Consider the following 24116-nt stretch of genomic DNA (forward strand, 5'->3'; position numbering starts at 1 on the left):
TTTTCACCCTGCCGTAATATCTTTTTCGCAAAAATCACAATCTTTTTTAGGATTTATCCGAGATTGGTCTGTATGAGTATCCTTAGGTTTTCGGATGACCTTTACCTCATTGATCTCCCGCAGAAGCTTGAGGGATTCAGGAAGTTTATCGGTGCATGGGTGTATGCTGGGGAGGAGTGCACTTTTGTGGTAGATCCCGGACCCAAAAGCACGATCCCTCACCTTGTGGCGTCATTGAGGGACATCGGTATCCGGGATGTGGACTACGTTCTCATCACTCACATCCACATCGATCATGCTGGCGGGCTTGGAGAGTTTCTGAGACACTTTGAAAATGCAGAGGTGCTTGTTAACGAGAGGGGAAAAGAACACCTCATAAATCCGGAAAAACTCTGGCGTGGTAGCCTTAAGGTTCTGGGAAAGGTGGCTGAACATTATGGCAGAATTGATCCGGTCCCTCCTGAAAGGTTTGTGGACTCTATAGATGGCATTGAGGTTCTGTACACCCCTGGCCATGCCGTGCATCACCAAAGTTATATTGTCGGAGACTACCTTTTTGTCGGAGAGGCTTTTGGAGTAACTCATGAAGTATGGGACGACGTATACCAGAGGCCTGCAACTCCGCCGAAATTTGTTCATGAAATTGCCATGAGTTCAGTAAAAAAGCTGAAGTCCGTTGGAAAGAAAAAAGCATGTATGGGACACTTTGGAATGCTTGAAAACAGTCTTGATGTGGCAGAATATGCTGAAAAACAGCTGAATCTCTGGACAGATGCAGTTTTCGATGCCATTTGTTGTTCATCGGTTGATGATTTTGAGTCAGTCTGTAGAGATGTTGTGCATGAATTGCTTAATAAGGATCCCAGATTCTCTAATCTGGAAAAACTCGACGCCGATGTGAGAAAGCGGGAGGAATACTTCACAAGAAATTCCATCAAAGGTATGTACGAATATGTTAAAGAAAACAGATTATGATTACTTCCCTCTCCTCTCCTTTGACTTCGGTCTCAGGCCCTTGTAGCCGCACTTCCTGCAGACCTTCGCCTTTATTGGGTTCCTTGCGTTGCACCTCATGCATATCTTGACATTGAAGAGCCTGGCTTCAGCCTCTGGAAATCTTGCCATAATTCCAGCAGGCGGGGGAGTGTATTTAATACTTGCGATGTTTATGGCGTTAAATAAAAGTAGCTTAAAATAGCGATAATCCGAGAACAATAAAAGGGGATATGGTTCTCGATCTGAAATTCTCCTGTTTTATTCCTCAAAATTCTCCAGAATCACCCCTCTTATCCCTTCAAAGACCCATCTATCTATAGCCGGTTGAAATCCGATATAGGTCAGATTGTCTTTTTCTCTGGTGTACTTTACATAGAGGATGGGGAATTCGATTGTTGCATTTTTGGCTCCATTGCTATAGGAGATGGTAAGGTTGGCTTTATAGATCATTGTTTCATTTTCCATCAACCCATCTCTGGCAAAGAGCTTTTCATTTGGAGCTAATGAGATGTTGTGGTTTTCTGCAAAGCTCAGCTCTTCTCCTACATCTTCAATTGATCTGTTCTTTTTTATTCTCTCAGAAAACATTTCATAGAGCTTCGTTGCATTTCTTTCGTTGTAGAATTTGATGAAATCCATAACGATCTTTCCCGGATGGATTGGAGTCATAACAAGTGGGGGAGGGGTGAGGAGTGGTGTTGGTTTTTCTGGAGGTAGAGGCTGCCTCTTGTACACGGTCCCTATATTCACAACCGTTTCGTTCTCTATATCGACGTAAATGTAGTTGATGGAACTTTTTGTATCCACAACGACCACAGGATAATCTTTGGAAATTCTAACACCCTTGTAGATCCTTTCTAAGTGGGATGTCGTAACATTGAGAATTCTGTAATTAGTGCCAATTATCTTTTTAACCTCACTATCGTTTAGGGCTATTTCAAGAGCTTTTTCACTAATATTGATTTTTTCACTTTCATTGCCTTTAGTATGTAAATTTGATTTCCTTTCACCATCCAAACAGCCAGATAAAGTTAACGAGGACAAAATAATTAGAATTAATAATGAAAGTTTTATTAAATCCACGTCCAGTACGCCCATGAACTCTCCTCCAGTTTGTGGTATTCTTTCACCGGACACGGGTCTGGAGAATGCCACCAGTCCGTATTTACATTGTCGTCCCACCACACAGCGTAGTCTTGGATGTATATGGATGGATCGTCGTGCTTTGCAACGCCGTAATCGTCTGTATAGCTTCCGGTATCCGTCCACACTTCATTCGCCTGATCGATGTTGTTCTCTCTGTACCATAAATGCCCACTTCTAACCCACTCTCCGTTAATCCAGATATTGTATATGTAACCCCACGCATCAACTTGATCTGTCACGTAGATCAAGTAATTTGTGAAAGCGGAAGAATTTGTTGTGCCGTGCCATTTCCACTGCCCCTCGTCGTTGTCATAGGTAAATATGTACATTTCTGTTGGTTCTCCATCAACGAGCCACCTAACAACACCAGCTTCAGTCCAGTAATCTTCGCCAACAAGCTTTCTACCGACATGAGTTGTTATTACGTGCTGAACAGTCCCATTTGGCTCAAGTCTCATTTCGCTCGGCCTCAAATTCGTGTTTATTCCTCGATAAACATTATCTGGAACCACCTCCATAACCTGATTGGCTTGATCGGATGTCTGACTTATGCTTGCAGAATTCTTGTTTGGAACTCTGAGTGGCTTTAAGAATGACATCTCTTTTGTAGATGGTTTTTTGAACTCTCTCCAAGCCGCTCCTGTTTTGGGATCCCAACCCAGATTATATCTTTCTAATATTTCGATAATTTCTCCGTCACTCAATCCCCGGGCTTTTAAAGCTTTAACTATTTTAGTTACTGGATTTACATAGATGTTTAGCTGTTCTATTTCTGCCTTTGATGGAATTTTGTCTGATTGGATATTTATTTTAGTTTCTTCACCCAAAATTTTTTCGACAATTCTAGTTATGTCTGCCGGATACTCGTTCCCTGCTGTAATTCCCGTACATAGTGTCACCAAAACCAGCAACATCGCCAATGCTCTTCTCATCTAACCACCTCTTTTACCACATAACAGTATTACATCATACTGACATATAACAATTCTGACCATATTTTAAGAAAATATTATTAATTTTATATTCTCAAAACATGGTCAGAAAGTTTATATTCCTTTAACGTGAATGTCAAATAACTTGACCGGGACTGTCAAGAATAACATTAAAAAATAAAAAATCCAAATAAAACACATGCACCCCGCAATAACCCAGCTAATAGAAGAACTCAGGGTTAAAAAAGCCTTTCGGAGAAATAAAAAGAAGGAATATAGAGTTAAAAATCCTCTCGGCACTGTTATACTACTACGAACTCTCCTTAAGGAAAGCAAGCAAATTCATCTCTTTGTTTGAGAAAATAAGCCACGAGTCAATCAGGCTCTACTACCACAGAATCAAAAGAGTGTTAAAACCCCCAAGAAAGAAGAATAGAAGACTAATTGCGATAGACGAGACCAAACTGAAGTTAGAAGACAAGCACATCTTCGTCTGGAGCGCAATTGACGTTGATACCAGAGAATGTTTGCTCATCTGGGCAACTGAAGGAAGATCAAGCTTTCATGCTTACGCTTTCCTCAAGGATGTTCTCAATTTCTGCGAGAATAATCCAGAAATCGTTGTGGATAGGGGATTCTGGTACAGGTGGGCTTTGAAAAGGCTGGGATTGAGTTACAGACATGAGACCTTCGGAGAGAGAAATGCGGTTGAAGGATTCTTTTCTCTTCTGAAAAGCAGGACAAAGAGGTTCTTTAACAGGTTTCCGTTCAGGAGTTCTTTTGATTCTGTTCAGAGCTGGTTAGAGAGTTTTGTGGGGTTGTGTAATCTGGAGAGGTGGTTATTTTGACAGTCCCCACCAAACCTCTTCTGGAAGTAGTTTTGCCTTTAAGTATTTTTCGATAATGTTAGATGGTAATATTACAAAATCGTCTTTTTTATTTAGTTATTTGGTAATAATTTTTGTTGTGGTCAGGCTGGGGGTGGGGTGGTACAATATGAAATTACTATGGAGTATTTTGTTAGCCTTTGTAGCGTTTCTATTACTTCCAGCAGCCACAAAAGCATCTTTTACATATTCAGTGACCAACATAGAGCAGTATGACTGGCTTTCAGATCTTTATCCGTATGGGACTGAAATTGCGAGTAAAGTGAGGTACTGGTTGGGTACTAAAGCTGGGTGGACTGAGAAATTCTATCACAAAGATTCTGAAGTTACAAAAGAAGACTTTGGAACTTCGAATATAGGTTATCAGGGATTAGATGAATCTGATTTTCATTGGCACACTGGACATGGTTTGTGGGCCAATTATGACATAGCTCTATCAAGTTACTCTCCATGGAATCCCTGGGCCACCGTTGATTCTAATGATGTCCGAAAGAAGTGGGATCTCGAGAATGAGTGGGTTGTAATACAAAGTTGTTATGTTTTAGGGGACCCTGCATGGAGAGATTCACTCAAATATTCACACATGATTATGGGATTCAGTACAGTAACGTATGCCAACTCCAGTTTTCCGGAGACGTTCTTTAAGTATGCATCGATTATGATTGGTCAATTTTTGATGCATTCAAAAAAGCAACAATACTCTCTTTTGGCAGTGATGTGGAAGCGGTGGTTTACGTGGATTCACAGGATCAACTTCGCGATCATTTGCATGGACAGGGATATGTAGCACCAGATGAGTATCCAGACGACGATCTGACATTCTACTATTCTTGGAATTGTGAATAGGAGGTGAGATGTATGAAATTAAAACCAAAACACCTAGTTTTGTTTCTGATTTTGACAGCACTTGTGGTCTTTCCGCTTCTGAAAACGCATTCTCCAGCAGGGATTCCAGTCATGTCGCCCATAGGCCTAGTCGAGCTCAAAACCACGTTTCCGAAAGCTCCTGAAAGAATGCCAGTTTACAGGGTCGTTGGAGGGGAGATCATTGAAACAATTTCGAATTCGAGTCCGGAGTACTGGAAAGTGAGGAAAAACCTGCCGTCGGAAGAGGAGGCAGTCGAGATCGCCCTGAAAGCCCTTGAAAGGTATGGTGGTGTTCCCGAAGATGCTGTGCTGCGTGGAGTGAGAGCAGAGTACGTTTCGTACATGGACTCTTCAGCAGGAGAGGTTGGACGAGAGCCGACACTCGTTGTGGTCAGCTTCAAGCGAGAAATAAACGGATTCCCGGTTGTTGGACCGGGTGGAGAGATAACAGTGTTCATCGGGGAAAACGGAACAGTCGTGGACCTCGTAAAAATATGGAGAAAGCTGGAATACACTAAAGATGTGAGAATAATCTCCCCTCAAAAGGCCTATGAGCTTCTCCAAAATGGAGATGTCCTCAGGAAGCCAATGGGCAAACTGGACCTTGAAGTGGTGAAAATCGAGCCCGGATACTATGCCGGGGGAATTGGGGAGAGGCAGGACTACTACTACCCAGTGTGGATCTTCCACTGCAGGGATGGCTTTGGAAAGAACATTACTCTTGCGGTGAGTGCATTGGCCGAAGTTGTAGGGGGATAACTACTCCTCAATATTTTTTAAAAGACTCCTGATCGCCTCTGAAATACTCCATACATCTATCAAGCCCGCCTTCTTGATCGGATCAAAGTGTTTGTCGTTTGTAATGAGAACTGCATTTGTTTTAAGGCATGTGGCAGCATGAACTGCATCAGCAACCTCATTTTCTGGAAAATACTGCCTGCACACTTCGACCTCCTCATCTGAAGGATTTACGATAATAACTCTGAGCCTCATAAACTCAAGAAAATTCTCAGCATCAAACGCCTTGGTATACCTTACATACTCTGCAAGCAAAACGTCATTTGCCACCAGAGCAAAGTCTAAATTAGAGAAGATGCAGAACCAACTCCGTTGTTTCCGTCCAGCCCTTCTTAACTGCGGCTATGAAAACGTTGGTATCAATCAGAAATTTTGTGTTTTCTTCCTGCAATTCTGTTCCCTTCCTCTTCTATTTCTCTTTCCGGCTTTTCCAGATCAATTGATTTTGCTTTTTCTATAAGATTCTCAAGCATCTTTCTAACGTCAATCCTTTTGAGTATAACTGCATTCTCATCCACATCTGCCACCAGAAACTCCTCTCCCGGTTTTATATTCATCCTGTCTCTTATCTCTTTGGGCAGCAGAATTCTGCCCTTCTCGTCAATTTTTGCCAATGGCATTTTCCCACATTTCCCACTTAGTTTGGAGGGTTATAAAGGTTTTGCAGTTAAATGATGTGGAGTTAGCTTAGAGTTGCTGGAAGATTCTGTTATTGCTGAAAAGGCCGGCTTGACAAAAAAGCTGGAGATTGTATCCAGAAAGGAGTTTGACGGGCTGGACAAATTAGGAGTTATGGGGTTTATATGCTTCAAAAGCAAAGAAAACGTTTGAGAAGTTTCCTGTAGAGAGTGATTCTGAAGTGAACTTTACCGAATTTCTTGGAAAGTAATTTATCCACTCACGAATTTCTTCTTCCAATGGGCATTCTCGAAAAGTTCGAGCAGTTTGAGGGTGAGGGGGCCGGTAGATACGACAGGGCAGTGAGCAAACTTTCCTCGCTCCTCTACTGGCATGCGATCAGGGATCTGAAAAAACTGGGAGTGAATGGCAGATACCTTGAGGCTGGATGCGGGCCGGGAATTCTTGCAGTCAGGGTTGCGAGGGAGCTTGGAGTCGAGGTTGTTGCCTTCGACCTCTCGGTGAGCATGGTGGAGATTGCAAGGAAAAGGGCGAGAGATGCAGGCGTGAACGTCCGGTTCATGGTCGGAGACGTGGAGAACGACTACTTTGGCGAGTTTGACGTGGTTTATTCCACTTTCTCCCTCCATCACTGGAACAATCCGGAGAAGGGGCTGAAAAATCTGTGGAGGATGGTGAAGTCAGGGGGTGTGCTTTATATTCTGGATGCGAGAAAGGAGCGGTTTATCGGCCACGGTCTGAGTTTCGACAAGTTCAGGTCGCTTTTTGAGGGCCTTGAAAATGCTGAGAAAATTGAGGTCAGGAAGAGGTTTCCGCTGATGGCTTCTGCGGTCGCTGTGAAAGGAGTTTGATGACTTGGCTGATGCAATTACCGTGTTCATTTATTTCTATTCTCTGGAGAATAATTTTGGTGGGAATAGAGTGATAGGGGCGTTCACCCCCTCTCATGATCTCTTTAAACCCTGGGCTGTCCGGTTTTACACATTCAGGTTAAACTTAAATACCCTAAGTTTCCCCTCAACACTATGGCAAGGAGACCAGCAAAGATGTGGAGAAGACTGGAGAGACCATACACGAGAACAGAGTACATTGACGGTGTGCCAGGAATAAGGCTCAGGCAGTTTGAGATGGGTAATAAAAATGCTGAATTCCCTGTCATGCTCACTCTTGTGGCAAAAGAGTCTGTTCAGGTTAGAGATACTGCTTTGGAGGCTGCGAGAATCGCTGCGAACAAGTACATTGCAAGGAGGGCAGGTTCAAGCAATTATTTCCTCAAGGTCAGGATTTACCCGCACCACGTGCTGAGGGAGCACAGAATGGCTACCGGAGCTGGAGCGGACAGAATTTCACAGGGTATGAGGAGAGCCTTCGGAAAACCGGTTGGCAGAGCGGCGAGAGTCTTCCCGGGAACAAGGATAATCAGCATCTGGACGAAGCCCGAGCATTTCGAGGTTGCAAAAGAGGCTTTGAAAAGAGCTGGACAGAAAATGCCAACTCCCGTGAGCGTGGTGGTAGAGAAAGGCAGGGAGCTTCTTAAAGGAAAGGTTTAAATTTTTACCTTAACTAATCTTTCGTAGTACTCCACTATCTCTTTTCCCTCTACAAATGGTATTCCTCGCTCCTCTGCGTATTTCATTGCATCAGTTTTCGGAAGCGCTTTTCCGGTCTTTTCGTCAAGCATTTCACATATTGTGACTGCGGGGACTATGCCTGCCATCTCCGCCACTGCAATGCTCAGCTCTGTCTGGCCAACTCTCTCGAAGACCAGACCTTTCGATGCTTTGAGTACTGCAACATGTCCCGGACTCCTGAACTCTGCACCAAAGTCGAATTCTTTCCCTTTTTCAACAGCAGCAACTGCCTCACCAATCTTCCTTATTGTCAAAGCTCTGTCAATATCTGTAATGCCGGTGTATGTGTCTCTGTGGTTTACCCACAGGCTGAATGATGAGCGTGAATCATATTTTATGTCAAAATGGGCGAGTTTTTCAAGGTCGGGAAATCTGGTTGATGAAGCTCCAAGAATTTCGTGCATGAAGGGCAATCCAAGCTTTTCTGCTGCAACGAATGGGATTGAGACACATATAAGCCCTCCACCGTCTTTTCTCATCATGGCAACATCCTCTGGCCTGACCTCAACTGCAGGTATTGCTATGTCCGTCTCTCCCTCCCTGTAGTCAAAATCATAGATGAGCACAGGTCTTCCTTTCCTGAATGCATCTATTGCCTCCTCGATCATAAAATCACCTCTATTTCCACATTATCTCCGTCCCTGAGACCGAGCTTTTCTCTCAGTTTTTCAGGAGCGATTATCTCGAGAATGTCCTTGCTGTAGTGCGTTCTCTTCGGAATTATTACTGCCCCCTCGATTCCATCAATTCTGCATCTGAACGCCTTTACGTCTCCAAATGTTCGGTCCTCGGTTTTGAAACCCTCGATTAGAATACCATCCTCTTCGTCAAGAACTCTTCTGAAATACATCTGCTCTTTCGGGATTTTCAGATTGAGCGTTCCAGGATATGGGGCGAATCCAAGTTTTTCTTCAAACTGCTTTCTGTAGCCATCTAAGCTGACGTAATATTTTCCTTCACCGACTCCGCTCATCACTCTGCCAGTTATGCAGACCCTCTCCTCACCTTCGAAGATCTTTTTCAGTTCGAGGTATTCCCTGTAGAGTATTTCCTTCCCCTTTTCTGTAATCACGACATACTGGCCATCACTATCGATTATTCTTTCTATGTATCCATTCTCCTCCAGTTCTTTGAGCTTTCTTGCTGCTGTCTGCAGGCTCTGGTCTATTTTCTCTGCGAACTCCTTGGAGCTTATCTTGACGACTTTCCTGGTGGCATTCATCATTGCAAGCTTTTTAAGCTCGGTCAACATCTTCTCAAAATTGAGAAGCTTCTCATATAAACTTATTGGTGGAGTGAGCTATGCAGAAATTATGGGGACACTCTCGAAGAATGAGATGATCCTTTCAAAAACGTCCTCCCGTGTTCCGGATGATATGATCACAATCTTTCTGGTTTCTATTCTCATAAATTTCTCTATCATTGCTCTGAATGCATCGTCGTCCAGCCCGCCGCCTGAATATTCCAGCTCATGGAGGTCCTGACCGAGATACCAGATCACTATTTCTGGATTGTCATCCATTATCAGGTCCACGACTCTCGAAAATCTCTTCAGGTAATCTTCCTTATCCAGACCTCTTGAAATTCTGCATTTCATTTCCTGCACGACTTCACACTTTCTGTCTCCATTAATGCAGTAGAACGAGGCGCTGCATATTCTGTATGTGTCGCTGTGATGTGCATCGGTCTCAAGCACTGCAATTTTTTCGTATCCCTTATCCTTGAGCCTTTCAACCAGAATGGTTATGTCGTTAAAAAAGCTGTAGCCCCGCCATTTTTCTCTTTCGGCCTGGTGACCGGTTGCAGTGGTTGGAACGATGACAAGGTTGTAGTTTTCAATCTCCTCAGCCGAGGTGAGGACACATCTTATGGATTCGTAGGCGACCTTGAAGAATGGCGTGTTTTTAACTTTCTCATAATATTTCCGGGAGTGGATTTTAAGTATGTAGCTTTCCGGATTGATGTGCTGGGCTGTGGAATGCACCGGACCCCTCACCCTTTTTGAGGATGGCATCCAGTCTGATTCGATTTCTTGATTATAAATTATAATAAATTCCATACTACAATCTTCGGGAAAACCAATAAATAATTTGTGATGGATGCAGGAATGATGATTAAAGTGGTTTTTCTACCCTCTGGCAAGAGAATTGAGTGTGAAGCTGGAAAGTCTATTCTTGAAATTGCTCAGAATGCTGGTGAAGGTATCAGAAGTCTTTGCGGAGGTAAGGGCGCCTGCGGCAAATGCAAGGTTATTGTAAGAAAAGGTGATTTCAGAATCAATCCCGAACCGCATGAAAAGTTTCTGAGCGAAAATGAAAGAAAAGAGGGCACGGTTCTGGCATGTCAGGCCTTTCTTTTCAGCGATGCCGAGATATTTATCCCGGTAGAATCCAGACTTGAAAAGCAGCAGATCCTTGCAGATTTTATTGTTTCAGCCGGTGAACTGTCTCCTAATGTCAGGAAGGAGTTTTACCGTGATTCCTTCTTTCCAGAAGTAGTCTCACGAAAGGGTTACACTCTCTCATGCAATCCAGAGGTCGAAGAAGGAGACTTCACTCTTGTTTTGAGGGGAAATGAAGTCATAGCTGTTGAGGAGGGAGATACGAGAGGGGAATGCTTTGGGCTTGCCATTGACGTTGGCACAACCACGCTCGTCGCTGCGCTGGTGGACCTCAATACTGGAAAGGTGGTGAATATTGCTTCGGATTACAACGGGCAGATAGTGTACGGAGAGGAGGTTCTTTCGAGAGTTGAATTTGTCTTCAGCAGAAAGGATGGGCTCAATATTCTTCAAAGAGCAGTTGTGGATTCGGTAAACGCTCTCATAGATAGGTTACTTGAAGGTTATTCCTCTCCGGAAAGAATCTATGACGTGGTGGCAGCCGGAAACACTTTGATGACTCATTTCTTCTTGAAAAGAGATATCGACTATCTCTTCAGGTCCTCAAGAGTTAGGGTGGAAAAGAAAGGCTTTGTCGATGAGGCGAAGAAAATGGGATTGAACGTGAATGATAACGCCCTTGTATTTGCACTGCCCCCTGTGGGAAGGTATGTTGGGGGAGATATAGTGGGCGATGTTCTCGCAGCGGGTATCGCCGACTCTCCTTACCTTTCACTAATGGTCGATCTTGGCACGAACGGTGAAATTGTTCTGGGAAGTGAGGGCTGGGCGATCTCTACGAGCGTCGCATCTGGTCCTGCTTTTGAGGGTTATGAGATAAAGCATGGCAGCAGGGCGGTGGAGGGGGCGATAGATCACGTCGAGATAAATGGCCATGGGGTTAAGTATACAGTAATCGGTGGTAAAAAGCCCAGGAGTATCTGTGGAAGTGGGCTGATAGACCTGCTTGCAGAGCTTTTCAGGAACGGAATTGTTGATTTTCAGGGAAATCTTGACAGGGAGCATGAGCGTGTGCGGAAAGGTGAGAGCGATTACGAATTTGTTGTCGCCTACGCCAGTGAAACCGAGACAGGAAAGGATATCGTTCTTACCCAGACCGACATTGACACGCTCATCAAATCGAAAGCTGCGGTTTGTGCCGGAATAGCAGTGCTGATCAAGAAAGCCGGAATAAGTCCTGCTGATGTGGAGCGGTTTTACATTGCCGGTGGCTTTGGATACTACATTGATTTCGAAAATGCCGTCACAATTGGACTTTTCCCGGAGCTGCCAAACGCCGAAGTGAAGCAGATAGGTAACGGTTCGCTGGCAGGAGCGTATCTTGTTCTGACATCACAGAAAAAGAGAAATCTTGCCGAAACAATGGCCAAGCTGATGACTTACTTCGACCTCAGCACGGATGCGGATTTTATGGATGAATACAATGCTGCTCTCTCGCTACCCGGAAAACCTGAGCTTTTTCCGACGATCTATGACAGATATGTTTGAAAAGCTTTATTTTCTTCAATCAGCATTTGAATCATGGATGTTGATATAATCCATTTTAAAAGGCCAGAAAAGCACAACGCTCTCGATCTCGACCATTTGAAGGAAATCTATGATGAATTGCGTGGTTGCAGGAACCCTGTTGTCATTTACGGGGAACCGAGCTTTTCTTCCGGACTCGATCTGAACTTCGTCCAGAATGCCAGCGAGCCAGAAATAATCGAATTTGCAGACATCGCCAATGACCTGATCCTCAGGATAGCATCGCATCCAAAACCGGTTGTTGCTTTTGTTAAGGGTTACACCTTTGGGGCTGGATTCAGCATAGCTCTGGCATGTGATGCAATAGTTGCGGACGAAAATGCGGTCTTTTCAACCGGATTTGCCAAGCTCGGAATTGCACCTGACATGGGAGTATCATTCCTCCTGCCCAGAATAACCGGATTAAAAAGGGCACTGAGGCTGCTCAGCACCGCCGAAAGATTTGGGGTTGATGAAGCAATCAGACTGGGGATAGTTGGCAGGAAGGGAAATCTGGATGATGCTGTGGATCTTGCCAGAAGAATGGACGGCAATTCAATAAAATACATAAAGGAGCTGGTTTATTCAGGTTTTAGAGAGCATGTAATGAGAGAGAAGGAAATGGCTTTAAAATCAATCGAAGATATGAGAAGAACCTAATATCTCTCCCGCTTTACCCAGAATGGAGGTGGAAAATTGATACGTGCAGGAATAATTGGAGGTACAGGATACACTGGTGGTGAGCTTTTAAGGATTCTCTCAAAACATCCTGAGGTTGAAGTTGTGGCTGTAACCTCAAGAAGAGAGAAAGGCAGGAAAATTCATGAGGTTCATCCGCATCTTAAGGGGTTTTATGAGATTGAATTCATCGAGCCTGATATTGATCGCCTTTCTGAATGTGATGTGGTGTTCACCGCAGTACCTCATGGAGAGGCAATGAGATACGTTCCCGAACTCTATGAATCTGGTTTGAAGGTGGTGGACCTTTCAGCAGATTACAGACTCAGAAAGGATAAATACGAGGAGGCTTACGGGAAAACGCATGAGGCGTACATCGAAGCAGTTTACGGGCTTACCGAGCTTCACAGAGAGGAGATTGCGAAAGCCCGACTTGTCGCAAATCCCGGATGTTACCCCACAGGAGCAATTCTTGCAGCAGCCCCTCTTGCAGAGCTGGAGTTGATTGAAAGGGTTATTTTCGACTCCAAGAGCGGAATCAGTGGGGCTGGAGTAAGTCCGACGGAATTCACTCACTATCCCAACCTTCACGAGGCTATCGTCCCATACAAGATTACGGACCACAGGCATTATTATGAAATGGAACAGGAGCTGGGCAGATTTCAGGAGGACGTCAGGATCTCATTCACCCCCCAGGTCTTCCCCGGATCGAGGGGAATATTGACCAACGCTCACATATTCCTGAAAGGAGAGCTTGAACAGGATGAACTGGAGAAAATATACAGAAAATTCTATGATTGTTCCTATTTCATAAGATTTCAGAAAGCTGTGAGGCTCAGCTATGTCAGGGGTAGCAATTTTGCTGATATATCCATAAACAGGGGTGCTGACAGGGCCGTCGTCGTCTCTGCAATAGACAATCTTGTCAAGGGAGCGAGCGGACAGGCTGTGCAGAACATGAATGTGATGTTTGGGCTTGATGAGTGGGCGGGCCTTGATTTCCCACCACTCTTTCCGTAGAGGTGAGGTATTATGGATGGGGTATTTCAGAACGAACTGGTAAAAGAGCTTGTTGAGAAATACAGGGTTTTGTGGTCAATAGACCACGCAAAAGCCCTCATGGCGTGGGATAATGAAACCTACATGCCGAAGGGCGGAGTCGAAGAAAGGGCAATGGCCATGGCAAACCTCAGCACGCTTGAGCAGAAACTGATGCTCGATCCTGACTTCGTCTCTTTGCTTGAGAGGGCGGAGGGAGCTGAAAACCTGAATGAATATGAAAGGGGAGTTTTAAGAGTACTGCGGAGGAATATAGATTATCTCAGAAAGATACCTCCGGAGATTATCTTTGAGATTGCCAAAACGTCTCAGGAAGCTGTGCAGATTTGGGACGAGGCGAGAAGAAAGAATGACTTCGAGAAATTCAGACCCTACCTTGAAAAGCTCTCCAGTCTCGCAAGAGAGGTTGCTGAAAAGCTAGGGTATGAGGATCATCCATACAGCGCTCTGCTCGATCTCCATGAAGAGGGGCTGGACATCAAAAAGGCTGACAGGATATTTGACGAGGTTATCCCTGCATCGAAGAAAATACTCGAAAAAGTCAGAGAAGACAATCTGTTCCCGGATACGCACCCGCTTGAGGAGGCAAAATATGAAACATCCGCTATGGAGAAAGTGAACAGAGAGCTTCTCGATTTGCTTGGGTACTCATGGGAAAGAGGACGACTTGACGTCAGCCCTCATCCGTTCACGATAACGCTTGGGATTGGAGATGTGAGAATCACGACACGGTATGAGGGGTTTGATTTCAAGAGAGCGATGTTCTCGACAATCCATGAATTCGGACATGCTCTGTACGAATTGCAGGTGGACGAGAGGCTGAAGATGTCCCCCATCGCAGGTGGTGTAAGTCTCGGAATTCACGAAAGCCAGAGCAGGTTAATGGAGAATATTATCGGGAGAAGCAGAGCCTTTGTGTCACTTATTAGGCCATTGCTGGAGAAACATCTCGACTTCGTCAGAGATTACGATGATGACGAGCTTTACAGATACTTCAACACGGTTAAGCCCGGCCTCATAAGAGTGGATGCAGACGAGCTTACGTATAACTTCCACATTTATCTCAGGTACAAGCTTGAGAAGCTGCTCATTGCAGGCGAGATTGCTGTGGGTGATTTACCGGAACTCTGGAATGAGGAAATGGAAAATCTGCTTGGAATACGGCCGACAACTTACAGTGAGGGCGTACTTCAGGACATCCACTGGAGCCATGCTTCCTTCGGCTACTTCCCAACATACACTCTGGGGAACGTGGTTGCAGGGCAGATCTGGACAGAGATTGTAAAGGAGATTGATTTTGAAGATACAGTACGAAACGGAAAATTCGAGGAGATTTACGGTTTCCTGAAAGAAAAGATCCACAGGTGGGGTGGCACCCATTCACCCCAGGAGCTGCTGAAAAGGAACTTTGGAAGGGGATATGATCCGGAATCACTAATAGCTTACCTCAAGCAGAAGTATACCGGATAACGGGGCATTTCCGTTTTTTCCATTTTTTTGAAAATTGAAAAACCTGTTTAGCGCCGGGGGTGGGATTCGAACCCACGCGGGCATAGCCCACGCGCTCTCCAGGCGCGCGCCTTACCACTCGGCAACCCCGGCTTGCCAGCGACTATGCGGAGTTGAAATATAAGTATTGTGCTGAGCACTCATTGCATGTATCTGTGGCATTTATTTATTTTCATGCCGGCAAAATTGGGGTTTCAGAATTCCCTGAACATCTCTTTGGAAATGCTGCAGAGCGGACAGATTTCTGGAGGGGTGCCAGTGAAAATGTATCCGCAGTTGGGACACACGTAAATTTTCTCCTCGAATGCCTTATCTCTGCCACTCTCCACGAGGACTCTGAGCTTTCTGTAAACTTCTGCATGTTCTTTTTCAGCCTCGAGCGCCCACCTGAATGATGTTGCAGCCCTTTTTCTGTTTTCCCTTATTGCAGTATCGTAAAATTCGGGATACATTGTCTCGATCTCATAGGTCTCTCCCTTTATCGCTTCATCCAGGTTTTTCAGAGGGTCTTCGATTTCTTTTTCTTTCAGGGCTTTCAGGTGGTTCTTTGCATGCACAAATTCTGAAAATGAGAACGCTTCGAAAACTCTCGCGAGGTTTTTCAGACCCTTCTCCTTTGCAATTTCCGAAAAGATTCTGTACTTTATACTGGCCTGACTCTCGCCTGAAAATGCATTTTTCAAATTATCTTCGGTGGACACTTTTATCACCGGAGATTAATATGAAAAATCCTGATAAATAGTTTTCGCGGTCATTTCATGTACTGTAAAATTTGTGCCCTCAGTATTTTGTAGCTCTCATCGTCAAACCCTCTCTTGTATTCTCTCAGTAGCTTTTTCAGCTCCTCGTTTTTCATGAGTCTTAGCCTTGAGTTCAGATATACTGTGAACTGTGTGAGGTTGGACGGTCTGCATTTTATGACGCCCCTTTCGAAGTCTATGAACACGATTCTGTCAGAGATGATTATGTGTCTATCAGGGTGATTCATTTCTTCTTTCTGGATTCCCAGCGCGTCCAGTTTCCTGCAAATATCCAGTATTTTGCCGAGAGTTTCGCTGCTCAGCTCGTTGATCACATCTTTTATCGGTTTGCCTTCTATGAACTCCATTTCGATTTCAAGTTTTTCCGGATTTATTGAGTAAAGCCGGGGTACAAAATCGAACTCCTGCAGAAGGCTGAGAAATCCTGCTTCCTTCCAGAAATTGTATCTGTACTCCGGGAAGAATTGTTTTATTGCCCTGTCTCCTTCCACCCTTACTACTGAATGCCTGCCCCTCATACTCTCATTACATGGATGCTCTCGGCAATTTTTTCGTCTATGGCAATCTGAGAGTTCCCGAGCTGTATTAGGTAGGCAGGATAGACTCTCATTACTCTGATTCTTTTTCCTGGTAGGATTCCCAGGGATATCAGTTTCTTGATGGTCGATTCATCCCCTGAAAGGTATTTGATTTCACCATGTTCTCCGGGTGATAGAGATGTAAGTCTTACGACAAGGCTTTTGACCTCTTCTTCTCCCCTCAGGCAGCATTCCCCTCTGGGTATTTCTCTGCCGTGGGGGCATACGGATGGATGGCCGAGAAGTGTGCAGATAGCCTCTTCAACCTCTTCGCTGATGACATGCTCGAACCTGCATGCTGAACTCTCTACTTCCCTGTCGCTTGCCCTCAGCACATCGTGTAAAAGCCTCTCAGCAAGTCTGTGAAGTCTGATTATCTTCTTTGCCCTTTCAAGTCCTTTTTCAGTGAGCTTTTTTCCGTCGATGTATTTTTTCTTTTGCAGCTCAGACAAGGTCTCGATGTCAGGTTCGGGAAACTCCTCATTTTTTTCAACAGTCCTGACATAGATTTCCTTTAAGGCATTTTCAATTCTTTCGTCATTTCTCATAACAGCACCTCAAGAACTTCTCTTACTATAAATCCTGCTGTGAATGCTATTGTGAGTGCTGTCAATGCAGTTATGACTGCAAACTTCCAGCCCCTCTCCTTTCCTATTACGGAGAACTGGGCTATGCATGGCACAAAGAGCGTTAGCACGACCATTGAAACTATAGTCTGATTGTAATCGAGCAAACCCCCTGAGACCAGATCGTAAAGACCGGCAGTGCCATAATCTCTTCTGAAGAACCCGTACAGAAATATTTCACCCATTTTGGGTGGGAGCCCGAGAACTTCAGCAGGTCGCCCAAGGAGTCCGACAACAAGATCGAAGACTGTTGTGATTCTCCCCACCCATATTGCAACGCTTATGAGCAGAAATATTGGCAACACCTCTTTAAAATACCATTCTAGTCTTGAGACGGTTTTCATCACGATATTGGAAAGCGATGGAATCCTCAGAGGAGGGATTTCCATGTAAAATGACGGAGCCTCTCCGGGAAGGTATTTTCCTGCAAGCAACCCAATCGCAAGCAGTATGGTGAAAACCGAAAACGCCCATACGGCAAGAGCGAAAGAATCAGGGACGATACCGAGGATTATTCCAAGCTGTGCCGAGCAGGGTATTGCGACCGCGAGCATGAGGGTTGCGATTATTCTCTCCCTCCTTGACTCAAGCACCCTTGTAACTATTACTGCCATTGTCCCGCAGCCGAGACCGAGCACCATGGGTATGATTGCCCTGCCACTCAGGCCAATTTTCTTGAAAAGCCTGTCAAGCAGCATGGCCATTCGTGGGAGAAATCCCGAATCTTCCAGTATTGAAAATGCGAGGAAGAACATTGTAACGATGGGGAATATTATCGCCAGAGCATACCTCAGACCGAGTGTTATCACTCCGTATTCTCCGCCGATAAGTTCTCTTATCCAGTAATTAGGAATGCTGGACTCCAGCCAGGTATTCAGCGGTACGTTGATGATCGTTTCATACCAGGATTCGATTGCATCAACCATTATCTGGGCACCTATGACGCCAGCAAAAAGGTAGAGGAAGTACAGCGCCGCTATGCTCATCGGAATTGCGGTAACCGGGTTGAGACTCAACTCGTTTATTTTGTCATATATTCTCCTTTTTTTCTCGATCTGAACTACTGCGTCTTTTAGTAACTCTTCTGAGAGTCTCTGATACTCCATCGCCAGCAGGTATGCTATAGATCTTCCCATTTTTCTTCTCAGTTCGGAGAGTTTCTCTTCGTCTATACTCAGTTTTTCTATCACATCTCTGTCGTTTGAAAGGGCGAGAATTGCCAGCAACTTCTTGCTGATGGTACTTTCCTGAGTAATCAGGCTTTCAGCCTCTTTTATCGCCCCCTCCAGTGCTGGTGAAAATTTAAATGTTCTTTTTTCGAGCCGGGTTTTGCTCAGCTCTTCAATTTTCTTCAAGAGCTCTTTTATCCCCTTCCCTTTTACAGCAACTGTCTTTATAACGGGAATTCCAAGTCTCTCCTCCAGTTTCTTTTCGTCTATCACCATTCCAGCTTTTTCGGCTTCATCCACTGCATTCAGAACAAGGATTACGTTAAAACTCGTTTCGAGCAATTGCAATGTCAGCGGCAACCCTCTTTCGATATTCTTGGCGTCAACGACATTTACTATGACTTTCGGCTTTGAATTGAGGATTATGTCCTTTGCAACTCTCTCCTCCTCTGTTATTGAGAACAGAGAGTACATTCCGGGCAGATCCGCAACTGTGAGGTTCAGACTTTTTATCTTTCCTGTGAGAATATCCACGGTCGTGCCCGGGTAATTGGAGACATCCGCATATCTCCCAGTGAGCTTGTGGAAAATTACGCTCTTTCCAACATTCGGGTTTCCGACAAGAAGGACATCGTAATCTGAGCGTGTGTGCTGTGTGGACTCTGTACCGTGACAGTGCATATTTTAGGGTAACCTAAAAATTATATAAATTTTATGGCTCCACACCCCTGTTCGTAATTTTGAAGAAACAGTAAACACCTTCTGGCATGGACCTGTGCTTTACGAGCCTGGCTATTCTTTCATCTCTGGTCTTTTCCAGCGAGATTATGGTTTTTGAGAGGTGATCAATGCTCGGACCACCTATTGGTCTAATCTCCCCGCTGTTTATGTCTGTGAACATCTGATTCGTGAATACTACTGCCAGGTTGTGTTTTCTCGCCAGTCCCAGCAGAAATGTCAGCTGGGATGTGAGTTCCCTTTTAACTCTGATCTGCCGGCTCTCGTCTTCAAGCTCTGAACGGTACAGGGCCGTCAGTGAATCGATGATTATTAGCTTAATCTCCTGGTTCTTCAGCAGTCTTGCAAGCTCCTTTACGGCTGTGCTTTGCTGTCTGAAGTCAAAAACCTCGTAGATGTAGATGTTTGACAGTACGGATTTATCCTCAAAAATCTGATCAATTCTCTCTGCTGAAAGCCCTTCTGTATCGATGTATGCAACGCTGAACTCCTTTGCAGTGTTGTATGCGAGCATCAGGCAGAGCGACGTCTTACCTGTTCCGCTCTCGCCGTATATCTGGGTTATGGTTCCCGTCTCAACTCCTCCTCCTAGGATATCATCGATGCATTTACTTCCCGTTTTAAGCTTCATTGATTTTCTCCTCTACGATTTTTCTGACTTTAATAACCGGAATTCCCGTCTCCCGGGAAATCTGCTTGATGTCCTCAAATTCGGGCTTGGCTCTGTAATCGGAAACCTTAACTCTCACAATATGCTTCTTTCCGCCCACCTCAACTTCAATTTTTTTGAAGTGCCTGTTCGCTTTAATCCTGTGGTGGACGGGAATGATCCTCACCCCTATGCTGGTGGTCTCCCTCATAATCGTTTCTGCTACATCTTCTGCCCTGCTGTGGTCTGCAATAGCTTTCAGAATCCATGCGGGCCTGCTCTTCTTACCAGTTGCGGGTATCAGGGAGATATCATGGCAAATCTTTGAAAGAACCTCCATGGCATTTGCTATGTCTTCCCCACTCATGTCGTCTATGTTGGTCTCCACGATTACTATGGAATCCGCCATATCTCCTTCTGCAAGTATCAATCTCAGAATATTCGGTTTTTCCAGTTCCCTCGTCCCAGCACCGTAATTTATGCCCTCTACGCAGAAGGGCAGGTTTGGAGCTCCCTCCGAGAAATGAGACAGTATTGCCGCGCCTGTGGGGGTCAAAAGTTCTCCTTCGCCTTCCATCAGCACTCTCAGTTTGCTGTTCTTAACGATTTCAAGAGTTGCAGGTGCCGGAACAGGAAGAATGCCATGATGAGTTTCGACAAAACCTCTGCCCGCGTAAACCGGAGTCGTAAAAATCCTGTATCCTTTGTTTTTCAACCTCGTAATGCCCATTACGGCACATACAACGTCGAATATGGCATCATCACTCCCGACTTCGTGGAAAATGGCGTTTCTGTAATCTGTTCCATGTATCTTTCCTTCGGCCTTTGCAATACGCTCAAAAATCTGCAAACTTTCTTTTTTCACGACTTCTTCGATATCTGCCCCTGCAATAAGCTCAACGACCTCTGAATACCTTCTGCTTTTCCCCTGTTCCTCCACTTCGACAAGATTGGCCTTTATTCCGTTTCTCTTAACCTCTTTCAGTCTGAGCTCAATGTTCAGACCCATTGAGTTTATCACATCCAGCAGATCATCCTGACCAAGCGTAACGTTCAGGAGTGAGCCAGTAATCATGTTGCCGCTCGCCCCAGAGAAGCAGTCGAATATGGCCATCTTCATCCTATCACCACAACACTTTTTACTCAGTTTCCTTTAAATTGTTACCATGGAAGAGATCGCACTTAAGGTTAATCAGGCTTACCCAAGTGATTCAGGGAGGGGTATAGCCAGACTTGATCCCGAAACAATGTTCAGGCTCAATATCTCACCAGGGGATATAATTGAAATAGAAGGCCGGAAAAAGACGGTCGCGAAGGTCTGGAGGGCTCCGAAAAGAGACTGGGGGAAGGGAATAATAAGGATTGATAGATTTATCCGGGAAAATGCTGGCGTTGGTATTGGTGATACTGTCAAGGTCAGGAAAGCAGACTACAGCATTGCAAAGCAAATTATCCTCGCTCCGCTGAAGAAAATAGATTACCGGCTCTTTGGTGCAGATCCGGAAAGCTATCTGAAGCACCAGTTTCTCAAGAGACCTGTCGTTGAGGGAGACATCATCCCCCTTGTTGGTGCAACAGTGACGTTTGGGAGGCAGCCTCAGCAGCCGGTTCTGCTTGCGGTCGTCAAAACCGATCCGAAAACTGCGGTTATTATTGATGAAACCACGAAAATAGTTTTGAGAGACAAGCCCGTGAGAGGTTTTGAAAGATTTGGCAAGGCAGGAGTTACTTACGAGGACATAGGTGGCCTTAAGAAAGAGCTGCAGAAGGTCAGGGAGGTCATAGAACTGCCTCTAAAGTATCCAGAGCTGTTCCAGAAGCTTGGAATCGATCCACCAAAGGGCGTGCTGCTTTACGGTCCACCCGGCACCGGAAAAACGCTCATTGCAAAGGCCGTGGCGAATGAAATCGGGGCAAGCTTCTTCACCATTAATGGTCCCGAAATCATGAGCAAGTTCTATGGTGAGAGTGAACAGAGGCTCAGAGAGATTTTTGAGGAAGCTAAGGAGAACTCTCCAAGCATAATTTTCATAGATGAAATTGATGCAATAGCCCCCAGAAGGGATGAAGTTACTGGAGAAGTTGAGAGAAGGGTTGTCGCCCAGCTCCTCACTTTAATGGATGGTCTTGAGGAGAGGGGGCAGGTAATAGTCATCGGTGCAACCAATAGAATTGAGGCAGTTGATCCTGCTCTCAGAAGGCCCGGAAGGTTTGACAGAGAAATCGAAATAGGTGTACCTGACAGGGAAGGCAGGTATGAAATTCTGCAGATACATACGAGAAACATGCCTCTCGAGCCCGATTACTCTCTTGAGTTCGTTGTCCCATCTCTCGAGAGCCTTAGAGAGATGCTCAGGGAGAACGGGGATGTGAGACATGCTGACATCGAGTTCATAATTGAAGAGGTAAAGGACCTTGAGAAAAGGGATGAAATAAGGTCTGCGATAGAAAGCATACTGCCTGGAGATCTCAGAGAGGAGCTGGAAAGGGAGATAGTAAAGACGATGCTCCGGTATCTTGCCGACCAGACCCACGGTTTTGTTGGTGCAGACATAGAGGCTTTATGTAAGGAAGCAGCAATGAAGGCTCTGAGGAGGATAATTCCCCACATAGATTTAAACGAAGACACCATACCTCCAGAGCTTCTTGAAAACCTGAGAGTTACAATAGATGATTTCAGGGAATCTCTGAAGGAAATTGAACCTTCCGCGATGAGGGAGGTTTTTGTTGAGATACCCAAGATAACTTGGGGCGATGTTGGTGGGCTGGACGATGTAAAAAGGGAAATCATTGAGGCTGTGGAGTGGCCGCTGAAGTATCCTGAGAAATTCAAGAAATTCGGTATCAAACCGCCAAAGGGCGTGCTGCTTTACGGTCCACCCGGCACCGGAAAAACGCTCATTGCAAAGGCCGTGGCGAATGAAAGCCAGGCCAATTTCATCAGCGTCAAGGGCAGCGAACTGCTCTCAAAGTGGCTCGGTGAGAGCGAGAAAGCCGTGAGAAAAATCTTCAGAAAAGCCAAGCAGGTTGCCCCGTGTATAGTGTTCTTTGACGAAATAGATGCCATAGCTCAGATGAGAGGGTTCGATGAGGGTAGTAGGGCTGTGGAAAGAGTTGTCAATCAGATTTTGACCGAGATGGACGGCCTTGAGGACCTTGATGGTGTTGTTGTAATTGGAGCAACAAACCGTCCTGACATTCTCGATCCTGCTCTGCTCAGGCCCGGAAGGTTTGACAGGCTGGTTTACGTGAAACCTCCTGACAAAACGAGCAGGCTTGCCATATTCAGGATCCATACTAAGGGTATGCCTCTTGCGAATGATGTTGACCTCGAGGAGCTTGCTGAGGTTACGGAGGGTTATGCCGGAGCAGACATAGAGGCTGTGTGCAGGGAAGCGGTTATGCTCGCTCTGAGAGAGAACATAAACGTGGAAAGAATAGAGATGAGGCACTTCCTTGAGGCCATAAGAAAGGTGAAGCCCAGCATAACGGATAGCATGCTGAGCTTCTACGAAAGGTTTGAGGAGAAGGCAAAGGAGGTTAAGAGAACACAGAAGGCCATGCTGGGTTATGGTTAGCGAAACATTTATACCTTTTTTCATTTCAATTTTAAAAGGTGGTGATAATGGTTTTTGCAAGAGAAATGCTCAACAAGGTGGTTTTGCTGAGCGATGGGACCGTTGTTGGTGTCGTGCACACTCTAACCTTTGACTTCAAAACAGGGAGTCTCGTCAATGTTGTGGTGAGGCCTAAAAATGAGGTCGAAGGATTGAAAAAGGAAGATGGTTACTACATCATTCCGTTTGAAAGTGTTAGATCTGTAAGCGATTATGTGGTAGTGGACAGGAAGAGAGTTTGATGAGGGAGTATCTCTTTCCACCCCTGATTTTACCACTATTTATTGTAATTATCCTGCTGCCATTTTTTGCAATCCTCTTTGCCTTCGGTGCAACCTCAGCACTTTCAATAGTTCTCGGAATGTCTGTTAATGAGGCAATGATAATATTTACCATGATCGTGATTGGGTCCCTCATAAATATCCCTGTGTATGAAAAGGCGGGCAGGATCGTTGAAAGGAGGTTCAGCTTTTTCGGGCTTATTTACTCTGTAAGGAGAAGAGAAAAAATAGTCGTGGCGGTAAATGTAGGCGGATGTCTCATTCCCTCGTTCATATCTCTTAAACTCCTCTCGGAGGTTGACCTCTCCGCATTCCTTCTGGCGTTTTTCATAACTTCTGCCGTGACTTATATGGCTGCAAAACCTGTTCCCGGCGTGGGGATAACAGTTCCAATGCTCATACCTCCACTAACTTCGGCTCTGGCGTCATATCTTTCGGTCCTCCTCTTTTCTCTTCCTCTGATGGATGTTCCAAGGCTGGCCTTTGCAAGTGGAGTTCTTGGCTCACTTTTCGGAGCGGACGTGTTCCATTTGAAAGATCTTGAGAAAATAGGTTCCGGAGTTGTGAGTATAGGCGGAGCCGGTACATTCGATGGAATTTTTCTGACGGGCCTGTTCTCTGTTCTGTTTGCAGTTTGGCTCATGTGAT

General features: G+C 45.1%; 27 protein-coding genes, 1 tRNA gene and 1 pseudogene. 14 read left to right on the forward strand and 15 right to left on the reverse strand.

Annotation, left to right across the window (positions count from 1 at the left end; genetic code table 11):
* The first annotated feature begins 72 nt into the window (after window positions 1–72).
* Entirely contained in the window at window positions 73–975 is a 903-nt protein-coding gene (locus LPQ35_RS06235; RefSeq protein ID WP_193807799.1) for an MBL fold metallo-hydrolase, read from the forward strand.
* Here the strand turns inward: LPQ35_RS06235 and LPQ35_RS06240 are convergent, their stop codons facing one another.
* The 3 genes from LPQ35_RS06240 to LPQ35_RS06250 all read right to left on the reverse strand — a co-directional run bounded on the left by LPQ35_RS06240 (window position 976) and on the right by LPQ35_RS06250 (window position 3074).
* Window positions 976–1125, reverse strand: a complete 150-nt coding sequence (locus LPQ35_RS06240; protein WP_048090177.1) for a 50S ribosomal protein L40e — start codon at window positions 1123–1125, stop codon at window positions 976–978.
* 129 nt (window positions 1126–1254) lie between these two features.
* Entirely contained in the window at window positions 1255–2094 is an 840-nt protein-coding gene (locus LPQ35_RS06245) for a hypothetical protein (RefSeq protein ID WP_193807800.1), read from the reverse strand.
* Window positions 2070–3074, reverse strand: a complete 1005-nt coding sequence (locus LPQ35_RS06250) for a hypothetical protein (protein WP_193807801.1) — start codon at window positions 3072–3074, stop codon at window positions 2070–2072. Before LPQ35_RS06250 ends, LPQ35_RS06245 begins: the two co-directional genes overlap by 25 nt.
* A gap of 199 nt (window positions 3075–3273) precedes the next feature.
* Here LPQ35_RS06250 and LPQ35_RS06255 point away from each other — a divergent pair.
* The 3 genes and pseudogenes from LPQ35_RS06255 to LPQ35_RS06265 all read left to right on the forward strand — a co-directional run bounded on the left by LPQ35_RS06255 (window position 3274) and on the right by LPQ35_RS06265 (window position 5587).
* Window positions 3274–3922 (forward strand): annotated as a pseudogene (locus LPQ35_RS06255) (DDE-type integrase/transposase/recombinase).
* A 148-nt stretch (window positions 3923–4070) separates the two neighbouring features.
* Window positions 4071–4748: a DUF6345 domain-containing protein gene (locus tag LPQ35_RS06260; protein WP_193807802.1), complete on the forward strand. Its 678-nt coding sequence runs from the start codon at window positions 4071–4073 to the stop codon at window positions 4746–4748.
* A 71-nt stretch (window positions 4749–4819) separates the two neighbouring features.
* The gene (locus tag LPQ35_RS06265; protein WP_193807803.1) at window positions 4820–5587 is read left to right on the forward strand and encodes a hypothetical protein; all 768 of its coding nucleotides are present in this window, start codon (window positions 4820–4822) and stop codon (window positions 5585–5587) included.
* Here LPQ35_RS06265 and LPQ35_RS06270 read toward each other — a convergent pair whose 3' ends face one another.
* Both LPQ35_RS06270 and LPQ35_RS06275 read right to left on the reverse strand, forming a co-directional pair.
* Entirely contained in the window at window positions 5588–5896 is a 309-nt protein-coding gene (locus tag LPQ35_RS06270; RefSeq protein WP_346297584.1) for a PIN domain-containing protein, read from the reverse strand.
* Window positions 5897–5985: 89 nt separating this feature from the next.
* Window positions 5986–6246 (reverse strand): AbrB/MazE/SpoVT family DNA-binding domain-containing protein, encoded by a 261-nt coding sequence (locus tag LPQ35_RS06275; protein WP_193807804.1) that lies wholly within the window; start codon window positions 6244–6246, stop codon window positions 5986–5988.
* Between the two features lie 73 nt (window positions 6247–6319).
* Here LPQ35_RS06275 and LPQ35_RS06280 point away from each other — a divergent pair, with 73 nt between their 5' ends.
* The 3 genes from LPQ35_RS06280 to rplJ all read left to right on the forward strand — a co-directional run bounded on the left by LPQ35_RS06280 (window position 6320) and on the right by rplJ (window position 7815).
* The gene (locus LPQ35_RS06280) at window positions 6320–6457 is read left to right on the forward strand and encodes a hypothetical protein (protein ID WP_193807805.1); all 138 of its coding nucleotides are present in this window, start codon (window positions 6320–6322) and stop codon (window positions 6455–6457) included.
* Between the two features lie 86 nt (window positions 6458–6543).
* A complete protein-coding gene (locus LPQ35_RS06285) occupies window positions 6544–7116 on the forward strand; it encodes a methyltransferase domain-containing protein (protein ID WP_193807806.1) in 573 nt (190 codons plus the stop codon).
* Window positions 7117–7290: 174 nt separating this feature from the next.
* Window positions 7291–7815 carry a 50S ribosomal protein L16 gene (rplJ, locus tag LPQ35_RS06290; protein WP_048090193.1) on the forward strand — a complete coding sequence of 175 codons (525 nt, stop codon included), beginning with the start codon at window positions 7291–7293 and terminating at the stop codon, window positions 7813–7815.
* On the opposite strand, the gene ribB is transcribed toward rplJ, so the two are convergent.
* The 3 genes from ribB to LPQ35_RS06305 are packed head-to-tail and all read right to left on the reverse strand — an operon-like array spanning window position 7812 to window position 9910.
* Window positions 7812–8504, reverse strand: a complete 693-nt coding sequence (ribB, locus tag LPQ35_RS06295; protein ID WP_346297585.1) for a 3,4-dihydroxy-2-butanone-4-phosphate synthase — start codon at window positions 8502–8504, stop codon at window positions 7812–7814. The genes rplJ and ribB overlap by 4 nt on opposite strands.
* Window positions 8501–9148 carry a winged helix-turn-helix domain-containing protein/riboflavin kinase gene (locus tag LPQ35_RS06300; protein WP_193807808.1) on the reverse strand — a complete coding sequence of 216 codons (648 nt, stop codon included), beginning with the start codon at window positions 9146–9148 and terminating at the stop codon, window positions 8501–8503. Before LPQ35_RS06300 ends, ribB begins: the two co-directional genes overlap by 4 nt.
* Before the next feature lie 48 nt (window positions 9149–9196).
* Window positions 9197–9910, reverse strand: coding sequence for a hypothetical protein (locus LPQ35_RS06305; RefSeq protein ID WP_193807809.1), 714 nt, complete (start codon window positions 9908–9910; stop codon window positions 9197–9199).
* Between the two features lie 96 nt (window positions 9911–10006).
* On the opposite strand from LPQ35_RS06305, the gene LPQ35_RS06310 reads away from it, so the two are divergent.
* From LPQ35_RS06310 to LPQ35_RS06325, 4 genes are read left to right on the forward strand one after another with little or no spacing between them, the layout of a single operon-like run.
* Window positions 10007–11785, forward strand: a complete 1779-nt coding sequence (locus tag LPQ35_RS06310) for an ASKHA domain-containing protein (protein WP_346297586.1) — start codon at window positions 10007–10009, stop codon at window positions 11783–11785.
* 33 nt (window positions 11786–11818) lie between these two features.
* Entirely contained in the window at window positions 11819–12463 is a 645-nt protein-coding gene (locus LPQ35_RS06315) for an enoyl-CoA hydratase-related protein (RefSeq protein ID WP_193807811.1), read from the forward strand.
* Window positions 12464–12499: 36 nt separating this feature from the next.
* Window positions 12500–13501: an N-acetyl-gamma-glutamyl-phosphate reductase gene (gene argC / locus LPQ35_RS06320; RefSeq protein ID WP_193807812.1), complete on the forward strand. Its 1002-nt coding sequence runs from the start codon at window positions 12500–12502 to the stop codon at window positions 13499–13501.
* Window positions 13502–13513: 12 nt separating this feature from the next.
* Window positions 13514–15010: a carboxypeptidase M32 gene (locus LPQ35_RS06325; protein ID WP_193807813.1), complete on the forward strand. Its 1497-nt coding sequence runs from the start codon at window positions 13514–13516 to the stop codon at window positions 15008–15010.
* 51 nt (window positions 15011–15061) lie between these two features.
* Here the strand turns inward: LPQ35_RS06325 and LPQ35_RS06330 are convergent.
* The 7 genes from LPQ35_RS06330 to larC form a co-directional block, all read right to left on the reverse strand.
* A tRNA-Ser gene (locus tag LPQ35_RS06330) sits at window positions 15062–15142 on the reverse strand.
* Window positions 15143–15243: 101 nt separating this feature from the next.
* Window positions 15244–15759: a rubrerythrin family protein gene (locus LPQ35_RS06335; RefSeq protein WP_346297587.1), complete on the reverse strand. Its 516-nt coding sequence runs from the start codon at window positions 15757–15759 to the stop codon at window positions 15244–15246.
* A gap of 41 nt (window positions 15760–15800) precedes the next feature.
* Window positions 15801–16328 (reverse strand): hypothetical protein, encoded by a 528-nt coding sequence (locus tag LPQ35_RS06340; protein ID WP_193807814.1) that lies wholly within the window; start codon window positions 16326–16328, stop codon window positions 15801–15803.
* On the reverse strand, window positions 16325–16936 hold the full coding sequence (locus LPQ35_RS06345; protein WP_193807815.1) for an iron dependent repressor, metal binding and dimerization domain protein: 612 nt from the start codon (window positions 16934–16936) through the stop codon (window positions 16325–16327). The genes LPQ35_RS06340 and LPQ35_RS06345 overlap by 4 nt, the downstream gene beginning before the upstream one ends.
* The gene (gene feoB, locus LPQ35_RS06350) at window positions 16933–18864 is read right to left on the reverse strand and encodes a ferrous iron transport protein B (RefSeq protein WP_193807816.1); all 1932 of its coding nucleotides are present in this window, start codon (window positions 18862–18864) and stop codon (window positions 16933–16935) included. Before feoB ends, LPQ35_RS06345 begins: the two co-directional genes overlap by 4 nt.
* A 31-nt stretch (window positions 18865–18895) precedes the next feature.
* On the reverse strand, window positions 18896–19552 hold the full coding sequence (gene radB, locus LPQ35_RS06355; RefSeq protein WP_193807817.1) for a DNA repair and recombination protein RadB: 657 nt from the start codon (window positions 19550–19552) through the stop codon (window positions 18896–18898).
* Window positions 19542–20690 (reverse strand): nickel pincer cofactor biosynthesis protein LarC, encoded by a 1149-nt coding sequence (larC, locus tag LPQ35_RS06360; RefSeq protein ID WP_193807818.1) that lies wholly within the window; start codon window positions 20688–20690, stop codon window positions 19542–19544. The genes radB and larC overlap by 11 nt, the downstream gene beginning before the upstream one ends.
* Window positions 20691–20736: 46 nt before the next feature.
* Between larC and LPQ35_RS06365 the strand changes: the two genes are divergently transcribed.
* The 3 genes from LPQ35_RS06365 to LPQ35_RS06375 are packed head-to-tail and all read left to right on the forward strand — an operon-like array spanning window position 20737 to window position 24115.
* Window positions 20737–23148, forward strand: a complete 2412-nt coding sequence (locus LPQ35_RS06365) for a CDC48 family AAA ATPase (RefSeq protein WP_193807819.1) — start codon at window positions 20737–20739, stop codon at window positions 23146–23148.
* Window positions 23149–23195: 47 nt separating this feature from the next.
* A complete protein-coding gene (locus LPQ35_RS06370) occupies window positions 23196–23429 on the forward strand; it encodes a PRC-barrel domain-containing protein (RefSeq protein WP_048093437.1) in 234 nt (77 codons plus the stop codon).
* Window positions 23429–24115 carry a DUF1614 domain-containing protein gene (locus tag LPQ35_RS06375; protein ID WP_193807820.1) on the forward strand — a complete coding sequence of 229 codons (687 nt, stop codon included), beginning with the start codon at window positions 23429–23431 and terminating at the stop codon, window positions 24113–24115. The genes LPQ35_RS06370 and LPQ35_RS06375 overlap by 1 nt, the downstream gene beginning before the upstream one ends.
* Window position 24116 lies beyond the last annotated feature (1 nt).

Origin of the sequence: Geoglobus acetivorans, assembly GCF_039641995.1 — an archaeon.
In the GTDB taxonomy this organism is placed as follows: domain Archaea; phylum Halobacteriota; class Archaeoglobi; order Archaeoglobales; family Archaeoglobaceae; genus Geoglobus; species Geoglobus acetivorans.